11 protein-coding genes are annotated in these 16337 nt (G+C 66.0%); 6 read left to right on the forward strand and 5 right to left on the reverse strand.

Going from position 1 to position 16337, the window contains the following annotated elements; translation table 11 throughout:
• Positions 1-496: 496 nt before the first annotated feature.
• Both AC1DPF_RS06830 and purD read right to left on the reverse strand, forming a co-directional pair.
• The gene (locus AC1DPF_RS06830) at positions 497-982 is read right to left on the reverse strand and encodes a hypothetical protein (RefSeq protein ID WP_477868366.1); all 486 of its coding nucleotides are present in this window, start codon (positions 980-982) and stop codon (positions 497-499) included.
• A 46-nt stretch (positions 983-1028) separates the two neighbouring features.
• Entirely contained in the window at positions 1029-2309 is a 1281-nt protein-coding gene (gene purD, locus AC1DPF_RS06835; protein WP_477868364.1) for a phosphoribosylamine--glycine ligase, read from the reverse strand.
• Here purD and xseA point away from each other — a divergent pair.
• The 4 genes from xseA (at position 2308) to AC1DPF_RS06855 (ending at position 6894) form a co-directional block, all read left to right on the forward strand.
• On the forward strand, positions 2308-3771 hold the full coding sequence (gene xseA / locus AC1DPF_RS06840) for an exodeoxyribonuclease VII large subunit (RefSeq protein ID WP_477960339.1): 1464 nt from the start codon (positions 2308-2310) through the stop codon (positions 3769-3771). The two genes, purD and xseA, sit on opposite strands and share 2 nt — an antisense overlap.
• A gap of 162 nt (positions 3772-3933) precedes the next feature.
• Positions 3934-4131, forward strand: coding sequence for a DUF2093 domain-containing protein (locus AC1DPF_RS06845; protein WP_477869246.1), 198 nt, complete (start codon positions 3934-3936; stop codon positions 4129-4131).
• Entirely contained in the window at positions 4128-5042 is a 915-nt protein-coding gene (locus AC1DPF_RS06850; RefSeq protein WP_477960341.1) for a M23 family metallopeptidase, read from the forward strand. The genes AC1DPF_RS06845 and AC1DPF_RS06850 overlap by 4 nt, the downstream gene beginning before the upstream one ends.
• The gene (locus AC1DPF_RS06855; RefSeq protein WP_477960343.1) at positions 5029-6894 is read left to right on the forward strand and encodes a tetratricopeptide repeat-containing sulfotransferase family protein; all 1866 of its coding nucleotides are present in this window, start codon (positions 5029-5031) and stop codon (positions 6892-6894) included. Before AC1DPF_RS06850 ends, AC1DPF_RS06855 begins: the two co-directional genes overlap by 14 nt.
• 164 nt (positions 6895-7058) lie before the next feature.
• On the opposite strand, the gene AC1DPF_RS06860 is transcribed toward AC1DPF_RS06855, so the two are convergent.
• Positions 7059-7586 carry a hypothetical protein gene (locus tag AC1DPF_RS06860; RefSeq protein ID WP_477960345.1) on the reverse strand — a complete coding sequence of 176 codons (528 nt, stop codon included), beginning with the start codon at positions 7584-7586 and terminating at the stop codon, positions 7059-7061.
• Positions 7587-7850: 264 nt separating this feature from the next.
• Here AC1DPF_RS06860 and AC1DPF_RS06865 point away from each other — a divergent pair, with 264 nt between their 5' ends.
• Positions 7851-10766, forward strand: coding sequence for a TonB-dependent receptor domain-containing protein (locus tag AC1DPF_RS06865; RefSeq protein ID WP_477960347.1), 2916 nt, complete (start codon positions 7851-7853; stop codon positions 10764-10766).
• 246 nt (positions 10767-11012) lie between these two features.
• Here AC1DPF_RS06865 and AC1DPF_RS06870 read toward each other — a convergent pair whose 3' ends face one another.
• Together AC1DPF_RS06870 and AC1DPF_RS06875 are read right to left on the reverse strand one after the other, a co-directional pair.
• Positions 11013-12284 (reverse strand): aspartyl/asparaginyl beta-hydroxylase domain-containing protein, encoded by a 1272-nt coding sequence (locus AC1DPF_RS06870; RefSeq protein WP_477960349.1) that lies wholly within the window; start codon positions 12282-12284, stop codon positions 11013-11015.
• A 40-nt stretch (positions 12285-12324) separates the two neighbouring features.
• Complete coding sequence (locus AC1DPF_RS06875; protein ID WP_477960351.1) at positions 12325-13050, reverse strand: 2OG-Fe(II) oxygenase; 726 nt, start codon at positions 13048-13050, stop codon at positions 12325-12327.
• A gap of 273 nt (positions 13051-13323) precedes the next feature.
• On the opposite strand from AC1DPF_RS06875, the gene AC1DPF_RS06880 reads away from it, so the two are divergent.
• Complete coding sequence (locus AC1DPF_RS06880) at positions 13324-16326, forward strand: TonB-dependent receptor plug domain-containing protein (RefSeq protein WP_477960353.1); 3003 nt, start codon at positions 13324-13326, stop codon at positions 16324-16326.
• The last annotated feature ends 11 nt before the right edge of the window (positions 16327-16337 follow it).

Consider the following 16337-nt stretch of genomic DNA (forward strand, 5'->3'; position numbering starts at 1 on the left):
TGCAACGGGCGCATTGAACGAATGACGGCTTTAGGGGTTCACGCCCGACTTCGGAACGACCGCGATGGGGTCGGCAGCCGCCACAAGATCCGTTCTGGACAGGGATGACCGCGAAGGGGTGGCTAGCTGCCGTGAGAGCGGCGGCGGATTATCCAGTTGATAAGTGCGCGGCTACCGAAACCAACCGTGGCTGCGATGGCAAGCGCGGTCAATATCAGTAGCCAATCAAGATCGTGATTACACGGCGTGTCTGGAGCGCAATCCCCGAGGGCGCTCACGACGATAGCAAGGCTGATTAGTGGGAGACCCACTAACGTCGCCAAACCACAGCCCCACTTACCGCCCAGTGAATTATTCGACTGATAGCCGCCATCCATAAGGGAGACTATCAACAGAACGACTGTCCGCAAATGGGTCGGGTGCGGCCGTTCGATCCGATCCGGTGCTAAATGACGAGGATTGGTCGCTTCCGGTCAGTCCGGTTTAAGCCCACCGCCTACCCCAGCTTCCCGAACTCGGCCTCGAAACCCGCCTTGTCGTCATTTTCCAGATAGCGCGCCTGGTCGATCCAGCGGTCGCGGAAGATGCGGCCCTTGAACGCGCCGAGCCGGGCGTCGACCTCGGCCGCCTGAGCGGGGTCAAGATCGGCGAGCTGGGCATAGTTGCGGATGCCGATGCCGTTCAGCACCGCCTGGGCCTTCGGCCCCAGCCCCTTGATCCGGGTGAGGTCGTCGGCCGGCTGGTCGGGATGGGCATCGATGCCGATCATCTGGCCCGAGACGTCGAGCACCGCGGCGGCAGCACTATCGGTCAGGCCGTGCCGCTCGGCCGGGCGGGCCGGCGCTGCGGGCGGCGGCGTCCGGGGCAGTGGCGCGCTTTCCGACAGCGACACCCGCTGGGTCGGCTTGCGCACCAGCACGAACAGCCCGACGACCGCGAATAGCGCGATGATGGCGGCAATGATGAGGGTGGTGTTAGACATTCCCCGTCCTTCTCACTCTGATCTTCTTATCCAATGCGGGAATGCTTCAAGCGTTCCGCTGCCGTGCCAATTCACGCCAGCCGATGTCACGCCGGCAGAATCCGCTCGGGAAATCGAGCGCATCGACCGCGGCATAGGCCGTATCGCGTGCTTCGCCGATATCCTTGCCCAGCGCAGTGACATTGAGCACCCGCCCGCCATTGGCGACGAGCCCCGCCGGTCCCTCGGCCGTGCCGGCGTGGAAGACCTTGGCACCCTTGGCCTCCGCCTCGACGATGTTGCGGATCGCGCCACCCTTGGCCGGCGTGCCCGGATAACCGCTCGCCGCCATCACCACCGTCAGCGCGGTATTGGGCGAGAAGCTCGGGCGCGGCAGGTCCGCCAGCCGCCCCTCCGCGATCGCGAGCAGCAGCGTGATCAGGTCCTCCTCGAGGCGGAGCATCAGCACCTGGCATTCGGGATCGCCGAAACGCGCATTATATTCGATCAGCTTCGGGCCGCTCTCGGTCAGCATCAGGCCCGCATAGAGCACGCCCGAATAGGGTGTTCCCATCGCCGCCATCGCGCGCACGGTGGGCTCGACGATCTCCTGCATGGCCCGTGCCTCGAGCTCGGGGGTCAGCACCGGCGCGGGGCTATAGGCGCCCATGCCGCCCGTGTTCGGCCCGACATCGCCGTCACCGACGCGCTTGTGATCCTGCGCCGAACCGAACGGCACCACCGTGGTGCCATCGGTCAGCGCGAAGAAGCTCGCCTCCTCGCCGGTGAGGAACTCCTCGACCACCACCTCCGCGCCGGCGGTCCCGAAGCTGCCACCGAACATGTCGTCGATCGCCTCCTCGGCCTGGTAGCGGCTTTCGGCGATCACCACGCCCTTGCCCGCCGCAAGACCGTCGGCCTTGATCACCACCGGCAGGCCGAAGCTGTCGAGCGCCGACTTGGCCGAGCCGGCGCTGGTGAAGCGGCCATAGGCCGCGGTCGGGATATGCTCGCGCCGACAGAGATCCTTGGTGAAGCCCTTCGAGCCCTCGAGCTGGGCCGCGGCCTTGCTCGGCCCGAAGGTGAGGATGCCATTCTCGCGCAGCAGATCCGCGAGCCCCGCGACGAGCGGTGCCTCCGGCCCGATCACGACCAGCCCGACATTCTCGTCGCGCGCAAAGGCCAGCACCGAATCGATATGGGTCGGATCGAGATCGACGCATTCGGCGCACTGGGCTATGCCGGGATTGCCGGGTGCGGCGTAGAGCTTGGTAAGGCGTTCGGATTGCGCGAGCTTCCAGGCCAGCGCATGTTCGCGGCCACCCGATCCCAACAGCAGGACGATCATGAACGAACTTCTCCCCGGAGATGCCCCAAGCGACGGGCCCCGCCTGTTAGCCGAGGAGCAGCCGGGCGACAACGCACCCGCGCTCACCGTCACCGAATTATCGGGAGCGCTCAAGCGGCAGGTCGAGGATGCCTTCGGCCATGTCCGCGTGCGCGGGGAGATTTCGGGGTTCAAGCGGCACAGCTCGGGCCATTGCTATCTGAGCCTCAAGGATGAGCGCGCCTGCATCGACGGGGTGATCTGGAAGGGCCAGGCCGCGGCCATGCGCTTTCGCCCGGAGGACGGGATCGAGGTGATCGCGACCGGCAAGCTCACCACCTATCCCGGTCGCTCCAAATATCAGATCGTCATCGACCGGATGGAACTTGCCGGCCAGGGCGCGCTGATGGCGCTGCTCGACCAGCGCCGCCGGATGCTCGCCGCCGAGGGCCTGTTCAGCGACGAGCGCAAGCGGCCGCTGCCCTTCATGCCGCGCGTGATCGGCGTGGTGACATCCCCCACCGGCGCGGTGATCCGCGACATTCTCCACCGGCTCGAGGACCGCTGCCCTACCCATGTCATCCTCTGGCCGGTCGCGGTCCAGGGCGAAACCGCGGCGCACCAGATCGCCGGCGCGGTGCGCGGCTTCGGCGCGCTGGGCGAACTCGGGCCGGTTCCCCGCCCCGACCTGCTGATCGTCGGGCGAGGCGGCGGCTCGATCGAGGATCTCTGGGCGTTCAACGAGGAAGAAGTGGTCCGCGCGATCGCCGAATCGCCGATTCCGGTCATCTCGGCGGTCGGCCATGAGACCGACACCACGCTGGCCGACTTCGCCGCCGACCGTCGCGCGCCGACCCCCACCGCCGCCGCCGAGATGGCGGTGCCGGTGCGCGCCGATCTGGCCCACCACGTCCGCGAGCTGGGCGCGCGCGCCGAGCGGCTGGCACAGCGCTATCGCGAGCGGGCCGCCGAGCGTTTCGCGGCGGTGGCCGATCGCTTTCCGGCGCTCGAAAGCCTGTTCGCAGGGCAGCAGCAGCGGCTCGACGACATCGCCGACCGGCTGCCCCGCGCGCTCGACCGCCGCCTCGCCGTGGCGCGCGGGGACCTCGCCCATGCAGCCGGGGCGTTGCGCCCTGCGCTGCTGACCCAGCGTCTCGCGCGCGCCAGCGACAGGCTCGGTGCGGTGCGGCTCAACGACCGGCCGATCAGGGCTCGGATCGACGAGGCCCATGCCACGCTCGACCGACTGTGGCGGATCGCCGAACAGCTCCATCCCGACAAGCCGCTCCAGCGTGGCTATGTCCGCGTCGAGAAACGCGGCGGCGGCGTGCTGACCGAGGCGGGCGCCGCAAAGGCTGCGGGCCTGCTCACCCTCCACTTTGCCGACGGCGCAGTCGATGCGCGGGTTGAGAATGGCGGCAAGCCGCCTTATGCGAAATCGAAGGACCCGGAAGCGACGCTGCGCCAGCAGGACCTCTTCTAGACCTTGGTCGAATCAGGCTGAATCAGCCTGATTCGACCAAGGCCCAAATCATTGACAGAGCATGATTCACGCTTTCGGCTGAAGCGCCACGCGCTTCCACCTCAAACGATCATGCTCTAGGATGGGATGGCCGATCCCATATATGTTGCGAAGGAGCCGAAGATGCTGATGAACGCGGGCCGCCTCGCCAAGCTCGATTATACCGCCAACGGGTTTCGCGTGCTGGTGCCGGGTGATCATGTGCTGTGCGCGGTATCGGGCGCTGCGATCCCGCTCGACGAGCTGCGCTACTGGAGCGTGGCCCGGCAGGAGGCCTATGCCGGGGCGGCTGAAGCGACCGAGGCGGAGCGGAAGGCTTGAACGAAGGCCGGTGCGGCCTGGGTGCCGCGCTGATCGCATCGCTGCTAGCGGGCTGCACCCCGACCGTCGTCCCGCCTGCGCCGCCGCCCGCGCCCTCTGCCGCGCCGGTCGTGGTCGACAATGCCGATTTTCATCTATCGGGAGCGCTGATCCAGGGCGGGCTCGCCTTCGGGACGGTCCCTGCGGGCACCCGCACCCTGCTGCTCGATGGCAAGGCGATCGGCTTCGCGGCCGACGGCCGCTTCCTGATCGCCTTCGATCGCGACCAGACGGCCACGGTCATGCTCGAGGCGCAGCTGGCCGACGGCGCGATTCATCGCCGCACGCTGACCATTGCGCCGCGCAGCTGGCAGATCGAATCGCTGCCCACCCTGCCGCGCGGCACGACGCCGACCCCGGAGTTCCTTGCCAAGCGTAAGATCGAGCTCGAGCAGATCGCTGCCGCCCGTGCGATCGACAGCGGCGCCACCGGCTGGCGCAGCCGCTTCATCTGGCCGGTGACCGGGAGGATCAGCGGCGTGTTCGGATCGCAGCGCATCTATGCCGGCGAACCCGGCGCTTTCCACACGGGAGTCGATGTCGCACGGCCGACGGGAACGCAGATCGTCGCCCCGGCCGACGGCGTGGTGATCCTCGCGGCGGCCGCCCCGTTCACGCTGGAGGGCAATCTGCTGATGATCGACCATGGCATGGGCCTGAACTCGGCCTTCCTCCATCTGTCGCGGATCGACGTGACGGTGGGGCAGACGGTTCGCCAGGGCCAGCCGCTGGGCGCGATCGGCATGACCGGGCGCGCGACCGGGCCGCATCTCCACTGGGGCATGAAGTGGCGCGATGCGCGGATCGATCCGGCGCCGCTGGCGGGGCCGATACCCGCGGCTGACCCGATAGGTTCCGATGGCGAGCGCTGACGCACTGCGCGAGGCCTATGCGCTGTACCAGCGCGGCGACTTTGCCGGCGCTGAAGCGCTGGGCCGTCGGATTGCGGCGAGCGGCGTGCGCAGCGGCGCGCTGGAAGGGCTGCTCGGCATGGCCGCGCTGCAGGCCGGACGCTATGGCGACGCGGTGCCGCACCTTGAGGCGGCGCTGCGCGAGACGCCCGACGCCGTGCAGCTCCGCGCCAGCCTCGCCTTCGCGCTGGTCAACAGCGGCGATCTCGAGGGCGCGCGCCGGGTTGCCGCGGTCGGCACCGCGCCGCAGCTGCTTCGCATAACCGCGTTCGTCGACCAGCAGCAGGGCCGCGCCGAGCAGGCGATCACCGGCTATCGCCGGGTGCTCGCCGGCTTTCCGCAGGATTATGAAAGCTGGGACAATCTCGGCCTGCTGTTGTCGGCGGCGGGCGATATCGGTGGAGCGGTCGACGCATTCGACCAGGCGATAAGGCTGCGCGCTGAACCGGCCTTCCACATCCATCGTTCCAAGGCGCTGGCCCAGGGGGTGCGGCATAGCGAGCGTCAGTCGGGACTGCGAGCTGCGGCCAAGCTGTTCCCGCGCGACGTGCCGCTGCTGGTGGAGCTGGGCCTCGCCGAAGGCGCCGTCGGGGATTTTGGCGCAGCCGAGGCCGCCTATCGCATGGCGCTGCAGGTCGATCCCCGCCATGCGCCGGCCTATCTTGAATATGGCATGCTGCTCGAAACGCTGAACCGGCTCGGCGACATGCGCGCGCTGGTCGGGCAGGCGCACACAGCCGGCATCGACGGCGCGGAGATCGCCTTCGTCGAGGCATGGCTGCTCAAGCGCGAAGGCCGCTTCGCCGAAGCGCTGGTCCGCGCCGAGGCGGCTTTTCCAGGCACCGAGCCATCGCGCCACGCGCAACTGATCGGGGAGATCTGCGACCGTCTGGGCGACACCGATCGCGCCTTCGCCGCCTTTGCCGAGATGAACCGCATCGCCGCGCTGGGGCCAGCATCGGCATTCGCGAGATCGCAGGACTTTCCCGCGCAGGTCGCGCAGGTCGTCGAGCGGCTCACCCCGGAGGCGGTCGCCCGCTGGACTCCGCTCGCGCTTGCCGACGATCCGCCCGCCCCGATCTTCCTCCTCGGCTTCCCGCGTTCGGGTACGACGCTGCTAGACACGCTGCTGATGAACCTGGCCGAGCTGCAGGTGTTCGAAGAAGCGCCGATGCTCGAGCGGGTCGAGGCGATGCTGGGCGATCCGGCCCGGCTTGCCACGCTCCAGAGCGATGAGGCCGCGCGGCTGCGACGAGCCTATTTCGCCGAAGCGGCAGCGATCCAGCCGCTCGACGGCCGCACCATCGTCGATAAATTTCCGCTCCACCTCGCAAGGGCGCCGCTGATCCACCGGCTGTTCCCCGATGCGCGCATCATCATGGCCGAGCGCCACCCCTGCGATGTGGTGCTGAGCTGCTTCATGGCGCGGTTCCAGGTCAATCGCGCGATGGTCCAGTTCCACGGACTGGACAGTGCGGCGCGGCTATATGACCTCGCGATGCAGGCCTGGACGCGCGCCGAGGCACTGCTGCCGATACGCGTCCATCATGTCCGCTACGAGCGCATGGTCGATGACCTCGCCGGCGAGATACGGCCGCTGCTCGATTTCCTCGGCCTGGCCTGGCGCGACGAAGTGCTCGACAACCGTGGCAGCGCCGCGCGCCGCAGCCACATCGCCACCGCAAGCTACGCCCAGGTGAGCGAGCCGATCTACACGCGGGCAGCCTATCGCTGGGAGCGGTATCGCCGCCATCTCGAACCGGTGCTGCCGGTGCTCGCGCCGTGGGCGGAGCGGCTGGGATATTCGATCTAGAGTCGCGCGCTCTTAATCTGAAGCACTTCCCGCTCATCCTGAGTAGGCATTGAGCGAAGTCGAAATGGCGTATCGAAGGACGTCCTTCGATACGGGGCTTCGGCAAGCTCAGCCCCTACTCAGGATGAGCGGTTCATATCAAAGGCGGGACGCTCACATCTAGCTCAATCCACCCGGCGGAAGCGGACGCCCTTGTTCGATCCGAACGAACCGAGATAGCTGCCCATCATCGCCTTCGAGATGCGGATCTTCTGGCCTGCCCGCGGTTCGTACTTCACCGGCGTCATCGTCTCCCAGGTGCCGGCATCCGGCAGGACGAGCGACCAGCGATCGCTGGCGATCTGGCGCACCGAGCCGATGCTGGTCTGGATCTCGCTGACATCTTCCTGGGCCTCTTCCCTGCCACCGCCGAACAGGCCTATTTTCGGCAGGGTGAAGCCGAACAGCGATTTGCGCGTCTCGCGCATCTGCTCGCGGTCGACCACCACGACGTCCTTGCGCTGCTCCGCGGCTTCGAGCGCGCCGACCGACTGGTCGTAGCAGGCAAGACGCTGGGTATTATCCGTAATGGATCGGCAGTCTATCACCTTGCTAAACAGCTCGGGCCGGTTGCGTGGCTTTTCTGCCGCCGCCGCGGTCGCCGACAGCATCGCTGCCGCTGCGAAGATTGTCGTTACGGGCACATAATTCACCGCGTTTCTCCTGAGTGTGAAACAATATAACCATCTTTTGGTGCGTCACAGCAATGACATTTCGCGACTGTTGCAAAAAGGCGACATCGGCGTTGCAAGATGCCCGCGGGATTAACCTCCGCTTTACAGTCTGATCGGATTTCTTGCACATCTGCCGACATGCCTGAAAGGAATGGAGGGCGGCGTGCCAGCGCCGCGCCATTTTCGAAGGTTGAGCACGGGTAGAAGATCTCCCCCCGCTCACTCCAGAAAAGGGACTGGAAAGTGACCAACAACATGAAGAAGATGGGCCGCTTCGGGCTTGGCGCAAGCGCGGGTTCGATCGCGCTGAGCCTGCTCATGGGCTCGACGCCAGCGTTCGCGCAGGCGGCGCCCGATGAAGGATCCGAAAATGTCATCATCGTCACCGGGTCGCGCATCGCGCGTCCCGACCTGACGGCGAACAGCCCGATCTCGATCGTCGGCACGCAGGACATCGAGCTGAAGGCCGGATCGGCAAACGTCGAGCAGGTGCTGAACGATCTTCCGCAGATCACCGCTACCCAGTCGTCGACCTCGAACAACCCCGGCGGCGGCGTCGCCACGGTCAACCTGCGCAATCTCGGTTCGCAACGCACCCTCGTCCTCGTCGACGGCAAGCGCTACATGTCGTACGACGTTCAACAGATCGTCGACCTCAACACCATTCCGTCGTCGCTGATCAAGCGGGTCGACGTGACGACTGGCGGCGCCTCGGCGGTTTATGGTTCGGACGCGATCGGCGGCGTCGTCAACTTCATCCTGAAGCGTGATTTCAGCGGCGTCGAGCTCAACAGCGAATATGACGTCACCTCGCGCGGCGATGGCCAGGTGTGGGACATAAACGGCACCATCGGCACCAATTTCGACGAAGGCCGCGGCAACGTCACCCTGTTCGCCGAATATACCAAGCGCAAGCCCACTTTCGCCGGTGATCGCGCCTTCTCGACCAACGCGCTCAGCGACGCTGAGGACGGCACGCCGCCCTTCGCCGCGGGCGGTTCGCCTTCGGTTCCGCAGGGCCGCGTCAACATCGCCGGCCTCGGCGCCGCCACCGGCCTCGGCTGCGACATCCAGGACTTCACCGATACCGGCGCAAATCGCTGCTATGTCGCCGCCAACGGCTACAACTTCTCGCCGATCAACTATCTGCAGGTGCCGCAGGAGCGCTTCCTCGTCTCGGGCATGGCGCAATATGAGATCAACGAGCATTTCACGCCCTATATGGAGGCGCAGTTCGTCAACAACCGGGTTACCGCCCAGTTGGCAGCGACGCCGATCAGCAACGGCTCGCCTTACGGCGCCAGCGCGGCAGGCGTGATCGGCCCGCTGACCCTGCAGACGCAGTCGCCCTTCTTCACCCCGGCCTTCCGTGCGGCATTGGCCTCGCTCGATACCGACGGTGACGGCTATGTGCAGTCAAACTTCAACTATCGTACTACCCAGCTCGGGCCGCGCGCCAATTTCGACGAGCGCAACGCTTTCCGCGTCTTGGCGGGCATGAAGGGCGACATCGCGGCGGGCTTCTCCTATGACGGCTCGTACATGTATTCGCGCACGAAGAACTCGCAGCGCCAGCTCGGCAACGTCGCGATCAGCAACTTCCTGGCGGCGACGACGACCGAGTTTGGTCCGGGCGGCGTCCTCCAGTGCCGTGACGCCACGGCGCGCGCCGCTGGTTGCGTTCCGGCGAACATCTTCGGCCAGGGCAATCTGAGCCAGGGTGCGATCGATTATCTCGGCATCGGCGCGACCAACCTCGAGCAATATGTCACCCAGGTCGCCAACCTGTCGATCACCAACAGCAATTTGTTCGACTTTGGGGCCGGAGGCGTTGGCGTGGCGTTCGGCGTCGAATGGCGCAGTGAGAGCGGTTCGGTCACGCCGGACCAGTATCTGTCCTCGGGCAATGTGGCGGGCTTCAACCCCGGCCAGGCGACTTCGGGCCGCTACAGCGTCCGCGAGTTCTTCGGAGAAATCCGCGTCCCGCTGATCAAGGACAGCTTCATCTACAGCCTCGAGCTCAACGGTGCGGCTCGCGCAACCCATTACTCCAACGCTCCGGGCAATGTGTTCACCTTTGCCGGCGGCGTCGAGTTTGCGCCGATCAGGGACATCCTGTTCCGCGCGAATTACCAGAAGGCGATCCGCGGCCCGAGCGTTAACGAGCTCTATTTGGGCAGCACCGTCAACTTTGCCGGCAATGCCGATGGCTGCGCAACGGCGGCGGCTCCGACCGGCACGCTGCGCGACATCTGCCTTGCGCAGGGCGTTCCCGCGGCAATCCTCGACGGCCCGGCACCGGCCCGTCTCGCGCTCGGCGATCCCAACAACGTCAATCCGCTGACCTTCCTGGGCGGCAACGCCAACCTGAAGGAGGAAACCGCCAAGACCTACACCGTCGGCGTGGTGTTCCAGCCGACCTTCCTGCCGCGCTTCCACGCCAAGGTCGATTATTACCACATCAAGATCACCGACTTCATCGTGCCCGGCATCGGTACGCAGACGATCGGCAATCTCTGCTTTAGCGCGTTCAACCAGGCTTATTGTGGTCCGGACATCATCCGCCGCAACTCGTTCGGCGAGATCGACAGCTTCAGCGATCTCTACACCAACTCGGGCGGCCTGCTGAACGCCGGTATCGACGTTGAGGTGGACTATACCGTTCCGCTCGGCGCCACCTTCTTCGGCGAAGAGTCGCGGCTGGCATTCGACCTCAAGGGTTCCTACCTGACGAAGTCGACGATCCAGACCGTGGTCGGCATCCCGTCGACCCTGGTCGACTGCCAGGGCAAGTTCGGCGTGCTCCAGTGCGGCGTCCCGACGCCGAAATGGCGCCACACCTTCCGCACCACCCTGGATACCGGCCCGGTCACGATGTCGCTGCTGTGGCGCTACATCGGCAAGGCGACCGACGACGATCCCAGCATCCTCTATGGTTCGGAGACCCTCAAGGCGCAGAACTATATCGACCTGACCGGTCAGGTCGAAGCCACCGACAACATCACCCTCACCGCGGGTGTCAGCAACCTGTTCGACAAGAAGCCCCCGCTCGCTGCCAGCCAGCAGAATGGCGGCAATGGCGAACAGTCGAACACCTACCCGACGCTGTACGACGTGCTCGGCCGCTCCTTCTTCATGCGCGCCAAGCTCAAATTCTAAGCTTCGGACCTTCGCTTAAAATCGGGGGGCGGCGAGCAATCGCCGCCCCCTTTTTTGTGTGAGCACAGGACGTACCCACCGCAGTCATTCCAGCGAAAGCTGGAAGCTCTCTGCGGTGACTTCTTGAGCAGGTGCCAAGAGAGATCCCAGCTTCCGCTGGGATGACGAACAAAAAGGAGGATGTGTGAGGCCGTCGTCTTCAGGCGAGGCGCAGGCGGTGCTCCTCGATACAACGCGCAAGGGGAGTTACGCGTCCTCGGCCCAGCCCCGCGCCCGGCCGCGATGGCGGTCATAGGCGGTGAGCAGGCCGGTCAGCCCCGGCCGCTCGGCGGGCTCGATATAGGGATTCCAGCCGTCGACGATCAGGATCACCCGATCCTCGCCACTCTCGTTCCACGCCTCATGCTCAATCGTGTCGTCGAACGCCCAGGCCTTGCCGGCCTGCCACGCGCGCACCTCGTTGCCGACCCGGAAGGCGCAGTCCGGCGGCACGATCAGCCCCAAATGGATCGTCGCCCGCATGTTGGTGACACCGGTGTGCGGCGGAATGCGCGCGCCGGCGCGCAGCACCGAGAAGAAGGCATTGGGCGCGCGATCGGGCACGACGATCCGCGGCAGGCTTTCGACCAGCGCGGCGGTTCGCGGGCAGCGCGCACAATTCGCGTCTTGTCGGATGCCGTTCAGCCACAGGTGGAACGCGCTCCAGCGCTTCGAATGGTTGAGCTCGCCCCATTGGTTTAGCGGAACCCCGGCGGGGCGTGCGACATAGGGTTCGAAGCCCGGCTCATCAGGCGCCGCCAGCAGGCCGAGCAGTTCCTCCAGCACATCCTCGGCGGCGGCTTCGAGATCGGCGAGCCAGGGGAAATCGGCCGCGTCGAAATAGGGGATCGCCGGCAGCCGCGGCACCGTCAGAAAGGTCGGCTGCTGGACATAGCGCCGCGCCTCGCCCGTGAGCAGGCCGATCGCCTCGGCGAGGCGAGGCGAGATGTCCGCGACGCCGACCGTCTCCGCCACGATCGCCCGCAGCTTGCCATTGTCCGCGTCGATCGCTGCCAGCGCCTGCGCCACCGCCCCGGCCATCCGGGGATCGGATCGCAGCTGGGGCGGCATGCAGTCGAAATAGTTGCGATAGATCGCCGCCGCCTCGACCGGTTGCCCGACCCGATCCAGCAGGGCCGCCTTATGGAACAGTGCCTGGACGAAATAGGGATCGATCGCCAGTGCCGCATCCAGCGCCCGGAGCGCGTCGTCATAACGCCCCAGGCCGCCCTGCGCGGTCGCCAGGTTGAAGTGCAGCGCCGCCTGCCTGGGCTCGGCGGCCACGGCGCGGGTCAGCAGCGGCACCGCTTCTCCGGCCTCTCCCTGCGACAAATGCCAGTTCGCCACCGCATTGAGCGCTTCGGGATGACCGGGATCCTGCGCGAGCACCTGCCGCCACAGCGCGGCGGCGCGCGGCCTGTCCCCGGCCGCGGCGCGGGCCTGGCTCGCGACAAGCTCGGTCTCTGCTCCCCCGCTCATCGCGCCAGCATGCGATGCGCCGGCGGCGCGGGCAAGGTCTTCATGGCTGCCCGGCGCGCAGCCAGCCGGTGATCGACAGGCGCGGCGCGCCGGCGAAGCTGGTAACGATGCTCACGCTGTGCGGCTGCGGCACGCTGAACAGCGTCAGGCTGTTGAACGCCGGCACCAGCCCGCTGACCTGTCCATCGCTCTCGTGGAACAGCAGCAGCCCGCCCCATTCGACCCGCCAGCGGCGCGTCAGCCCATAGACATAGGCAGCCACGCGGTTCTTGCCCGCCACCTCGTCGTCATGGCCGGTCAGGAAATCGCCCGGGTTGTAGCGGGTGGCCTGGGCATCGGCGAAGCCGATCGCGGCTTGCCCGGTCACCGCCTGCAGGAACCGCAGCACCGGCTCGGACGACAGGAAGGCCGCAAAGCGATCGATCGGCCGTCCCGCCGCGCTGCGCTCGGCCGGAGCATCGGGCACGCGCAGCGCCTCATAGCGATATTGAAAACCCCAGCGCGCCGCCTCGTCGACAGCAGCCTGCAGCGCTGCGGAGCGGTCGGCGTCGAAGCTGGCCCGCACCTCGCGCGAAAGCTCGAACAGCTTGTCGCCCGAATTGACCATCTGCAGCCAGGCATCGCTTGCCAGCAGCACGCGCTCGAGCTCATCGGCCGAGGCAGGATCGAGCAAGTCGTCGATGCGGACCCTGCCGTCGCGACGATAGGCCTCGGCGAGCCGCGACCAGTCGAGCGCCGGGTTCAGGCTGGGGGCGAAGCCGTTCACAGCATCAGCGATATTCGGCCGCGGTCGCAAACTCAATCGCCCCCTCCACATCGGTGCCTAACGAAGCATCTAAGCCGGGTGCGGCCATTTCACATACGGTGCGACATTCTGTGTGATTATCGAGATTAAATCCCTGTAATATAATAATTTTTGTTATTTACCGTCTCCGCACCAATGCGCAGACACGACCATCAGCCAAGGCCGGATCGGTAGCGATTTCCGCGTCAGAATCGTCGTCCCGACCGGTCTTCATCGGCCAGCAAAGGGATTGTCGTGAACCGCTTTCAAAACAAGATCCGTCGCGCCGCGCTCGCCGCCGGCGCGGCGCCATTCGCTGTCGGCATCATGCTGGCGTCTCCGGCCCAAAGCCAGGCGACGCCGCCGACCAGCCGGCCCCCTGCGGCGGGAAGCGCCGCCGCGTATGACGAGAACAACGTCATCATCGTCACCGGTTCGCGCATCGCGCGGCCCGAACTCCAGGCCGCCACACCGATCGCCGTGGTCGGCGCGCCCCAGATCCGGAATCAGGGTGTCACCAACGTATCGGACCTGGTGCAGGAGCTACCGCAGGCGGGCATTCCCGGCATCAGCACCACCAACAGCAACTTCAACACCACCGGAAACGGCATCTCGACGATCAACCTGCGCAACCTGGACACCGCGCGCACGCTGGTGCTCGTCAACGGCCGCCGTTTCGTGCCAGGCGTGGCCGGCACGTCGATCGTCGACGTCAACAACATCCCGACCGATTTCGTCGACCGCGTCGAGGTGGTGACGGGCGGCGCCTCGGCGGTCTACGGTTCGGACGCCATCGCCGGCGTCGTCAACTTCGTGTTGAAGGACAAGCTCGACGGCCTGGTGGCTCGAGCCCAATATGGCCTGACCTCGCGCGGCGACAACCGGCGCTATTCGGCCAGCCTGACCGGCGGCATGGCGTTCGGACCCGACGACCGCGGATCGGTCATCGCCAACTTCACCTATGACCGCGACTACGGCCTGCTGTCGCGCAAGCGCAAGATTTCGGCACAGGACTGCCTCTTCACCTGCGGCCCGGAAGCCTATAGCTCATTCCCCGCACAGGGCCGCTTCGTGCTGGTCGGTGATTCCCCCGAGATCCTGACGGCGGCGGACGGCACGCCAACCGACAACTTCACCTTCAACCCCGACAACAGCCTCGTGACCGGTTTTCCGGTCGGCTACGGCTATAACCGCAATTCGGTGCGCCGCATATCGACCCCGGTGGAGCGCTATCTGGGCGCGGCATCGGCCAGATATGAGCTGACCGACCATGTCACAGCGTTCATCGAAGGCACCTACGCCCATACGCGGTCATCCTCCCAGATCGAGGCCGCGCCGTTCGGTGCCGGTGCAGGCATCCCTCAGCCCGACCTGGCCCTGGGCTATGGCATCGACAATCCGTTCATCCCGGCCTCGGTCGCGGCGGCCATCGCCGCGCGCAACGGCGATGCCGATCCGACCAACGACATCACCTCGATCAGCTTCGCGCGCCGCCAGACCGAGGTGTTCACCCGCAGCAACACCAACCGCCGCGACACTTTCCGCATTGCCGGCGGCGTCCGCGGCGACATCGCCGACCAGTGGAACTACGAGATCTCCGCGGTCTACGGCCAGCTCAAGGACCATACCCAGACCCAGGACGTCGACCTGACGAAATATGCCGCTGCGCTCGATGCGGTGCGCGATCCGACCGGCGCGATCCTGTGCCGCGACCCCGCCGCGCGGGCAGCCGGCTGCGTGCCGATCAACCTGTTCGGCTACAACAGCGCCTCGCCCGAGGCATCGGCCTATGTGCGCTCCGCGGTCCCGCGCAGCGACGACGTCAAGAATACCCAGCTCGTCGTCACTGCGAATATCTCTGGCACGGTGGTGAAGCTGCCCTATGGCGACCTGAAGGTGTCAGTGGGCGCCGAATATCGCCGCGAGAAGAGCGTCGACAATTGGGACGAGTTGACCAATGCCGGCCTCAACTCGGGCAACCTGACGCCGGACACGATCGGCAGATATACCGTGAAGGAGCTGTTCGGCGAGGTGGACATCCCGCTGCTCAGGGATCTGCCTTTCGTCCGCTCTCTCAGCGTGCAGGGCGCGGCGCGCTATTCGCATTATTCGACGATCGGCAATGTGTTCAGCTGGAATGCCGGCGCCGAATATTCGCCGGTCGAGGGGCTGCGGCTGCGCGGCAACTATGCCGTCGCCAACCGCGCACCGAACATCAGCGAGCTGTTCTCGGCACCATCCGAAACCTTCCCGACCGTGCAGGATCCCTGCAACGGCATCACCGCCACCAGCGGCGGCGGCGATTTCGCGGCGGCATGCCGCGACATTCCGGCGGTCGCGGCGGCCATCGCGCGCAACGGTAGCTTCGAATATGGGCAGGCCGATCTGCAGGGCATCAACGGCTTCGACGGCGGCAATCGCAATCTGCAGGAGGAGAAGGGCAAGACGCTGACGCTCGGTGCGGTGATATCGCCGAACGCGCTGCGGGGCTTCAGCCTGACCGCCGATTATTTCGACATCAAGGTGTCGAACGCCATCGGCATCATACCGCGCCAGACCTCCATCCAGCAGTGCCTCGCGACCGGCCTGTCGCAATTCTGCAACAACGTCATCCGCGATCCGAACAGCGGCTTCATCACCACCGTCAACGCGCAGAACATCAACATCGCGAACCTGCGCACCCGCGGCATCGATTTCAACCTGGCCTATAATCGCAGGCTCGGGCTGATGACCGACGACCGGCTGGCGCTGAACATCCTTTATACGCGGACCCTCAAGTACAAGACCCAATCCGATCCGTCCGCGCCGGTCCAAAGCGGCCTCGGCAACCTCGAATATGGCGAGGTGTTCAAGCACAAGATCAATGCGACGATCAATTACAGCTTCGGGCCGATCAGCCTGAACTGGACGACCACCTATCTGAGCAAGATGGTCGATACGCCGATCGAGGAGTTCGATCCCGAGGGCACCCTCGACTTCCTGATCAACAGCGCCGGCCTGACCCCGGAGCAGGCCGCGCGGGCGGTGTCGCACAACAACATCAAGGCGCGTCTCTATCACGATGTCCAGTTTCGCGCCCGCGCCGGCGACAAGGAGCAGTTCGAGTTCTTCGTGGGCGTCGACAATCTGTTCGACCGCAAGCCGCCGATCCTGGAAGACGGGCTGTTCTTCGGCTCGATCACCGGAACGACCACCGCTGCCGACGTCTACGACCCGTTCGGCCGCCGCTTCTATGCCGGCGTGCAGGTTAAGTTCTGATCGGGCGGCTT

The sequence above is a fragment of the Rhizorhabdus sp. P4_G6 genome (genome assembly GCF_056401045.1).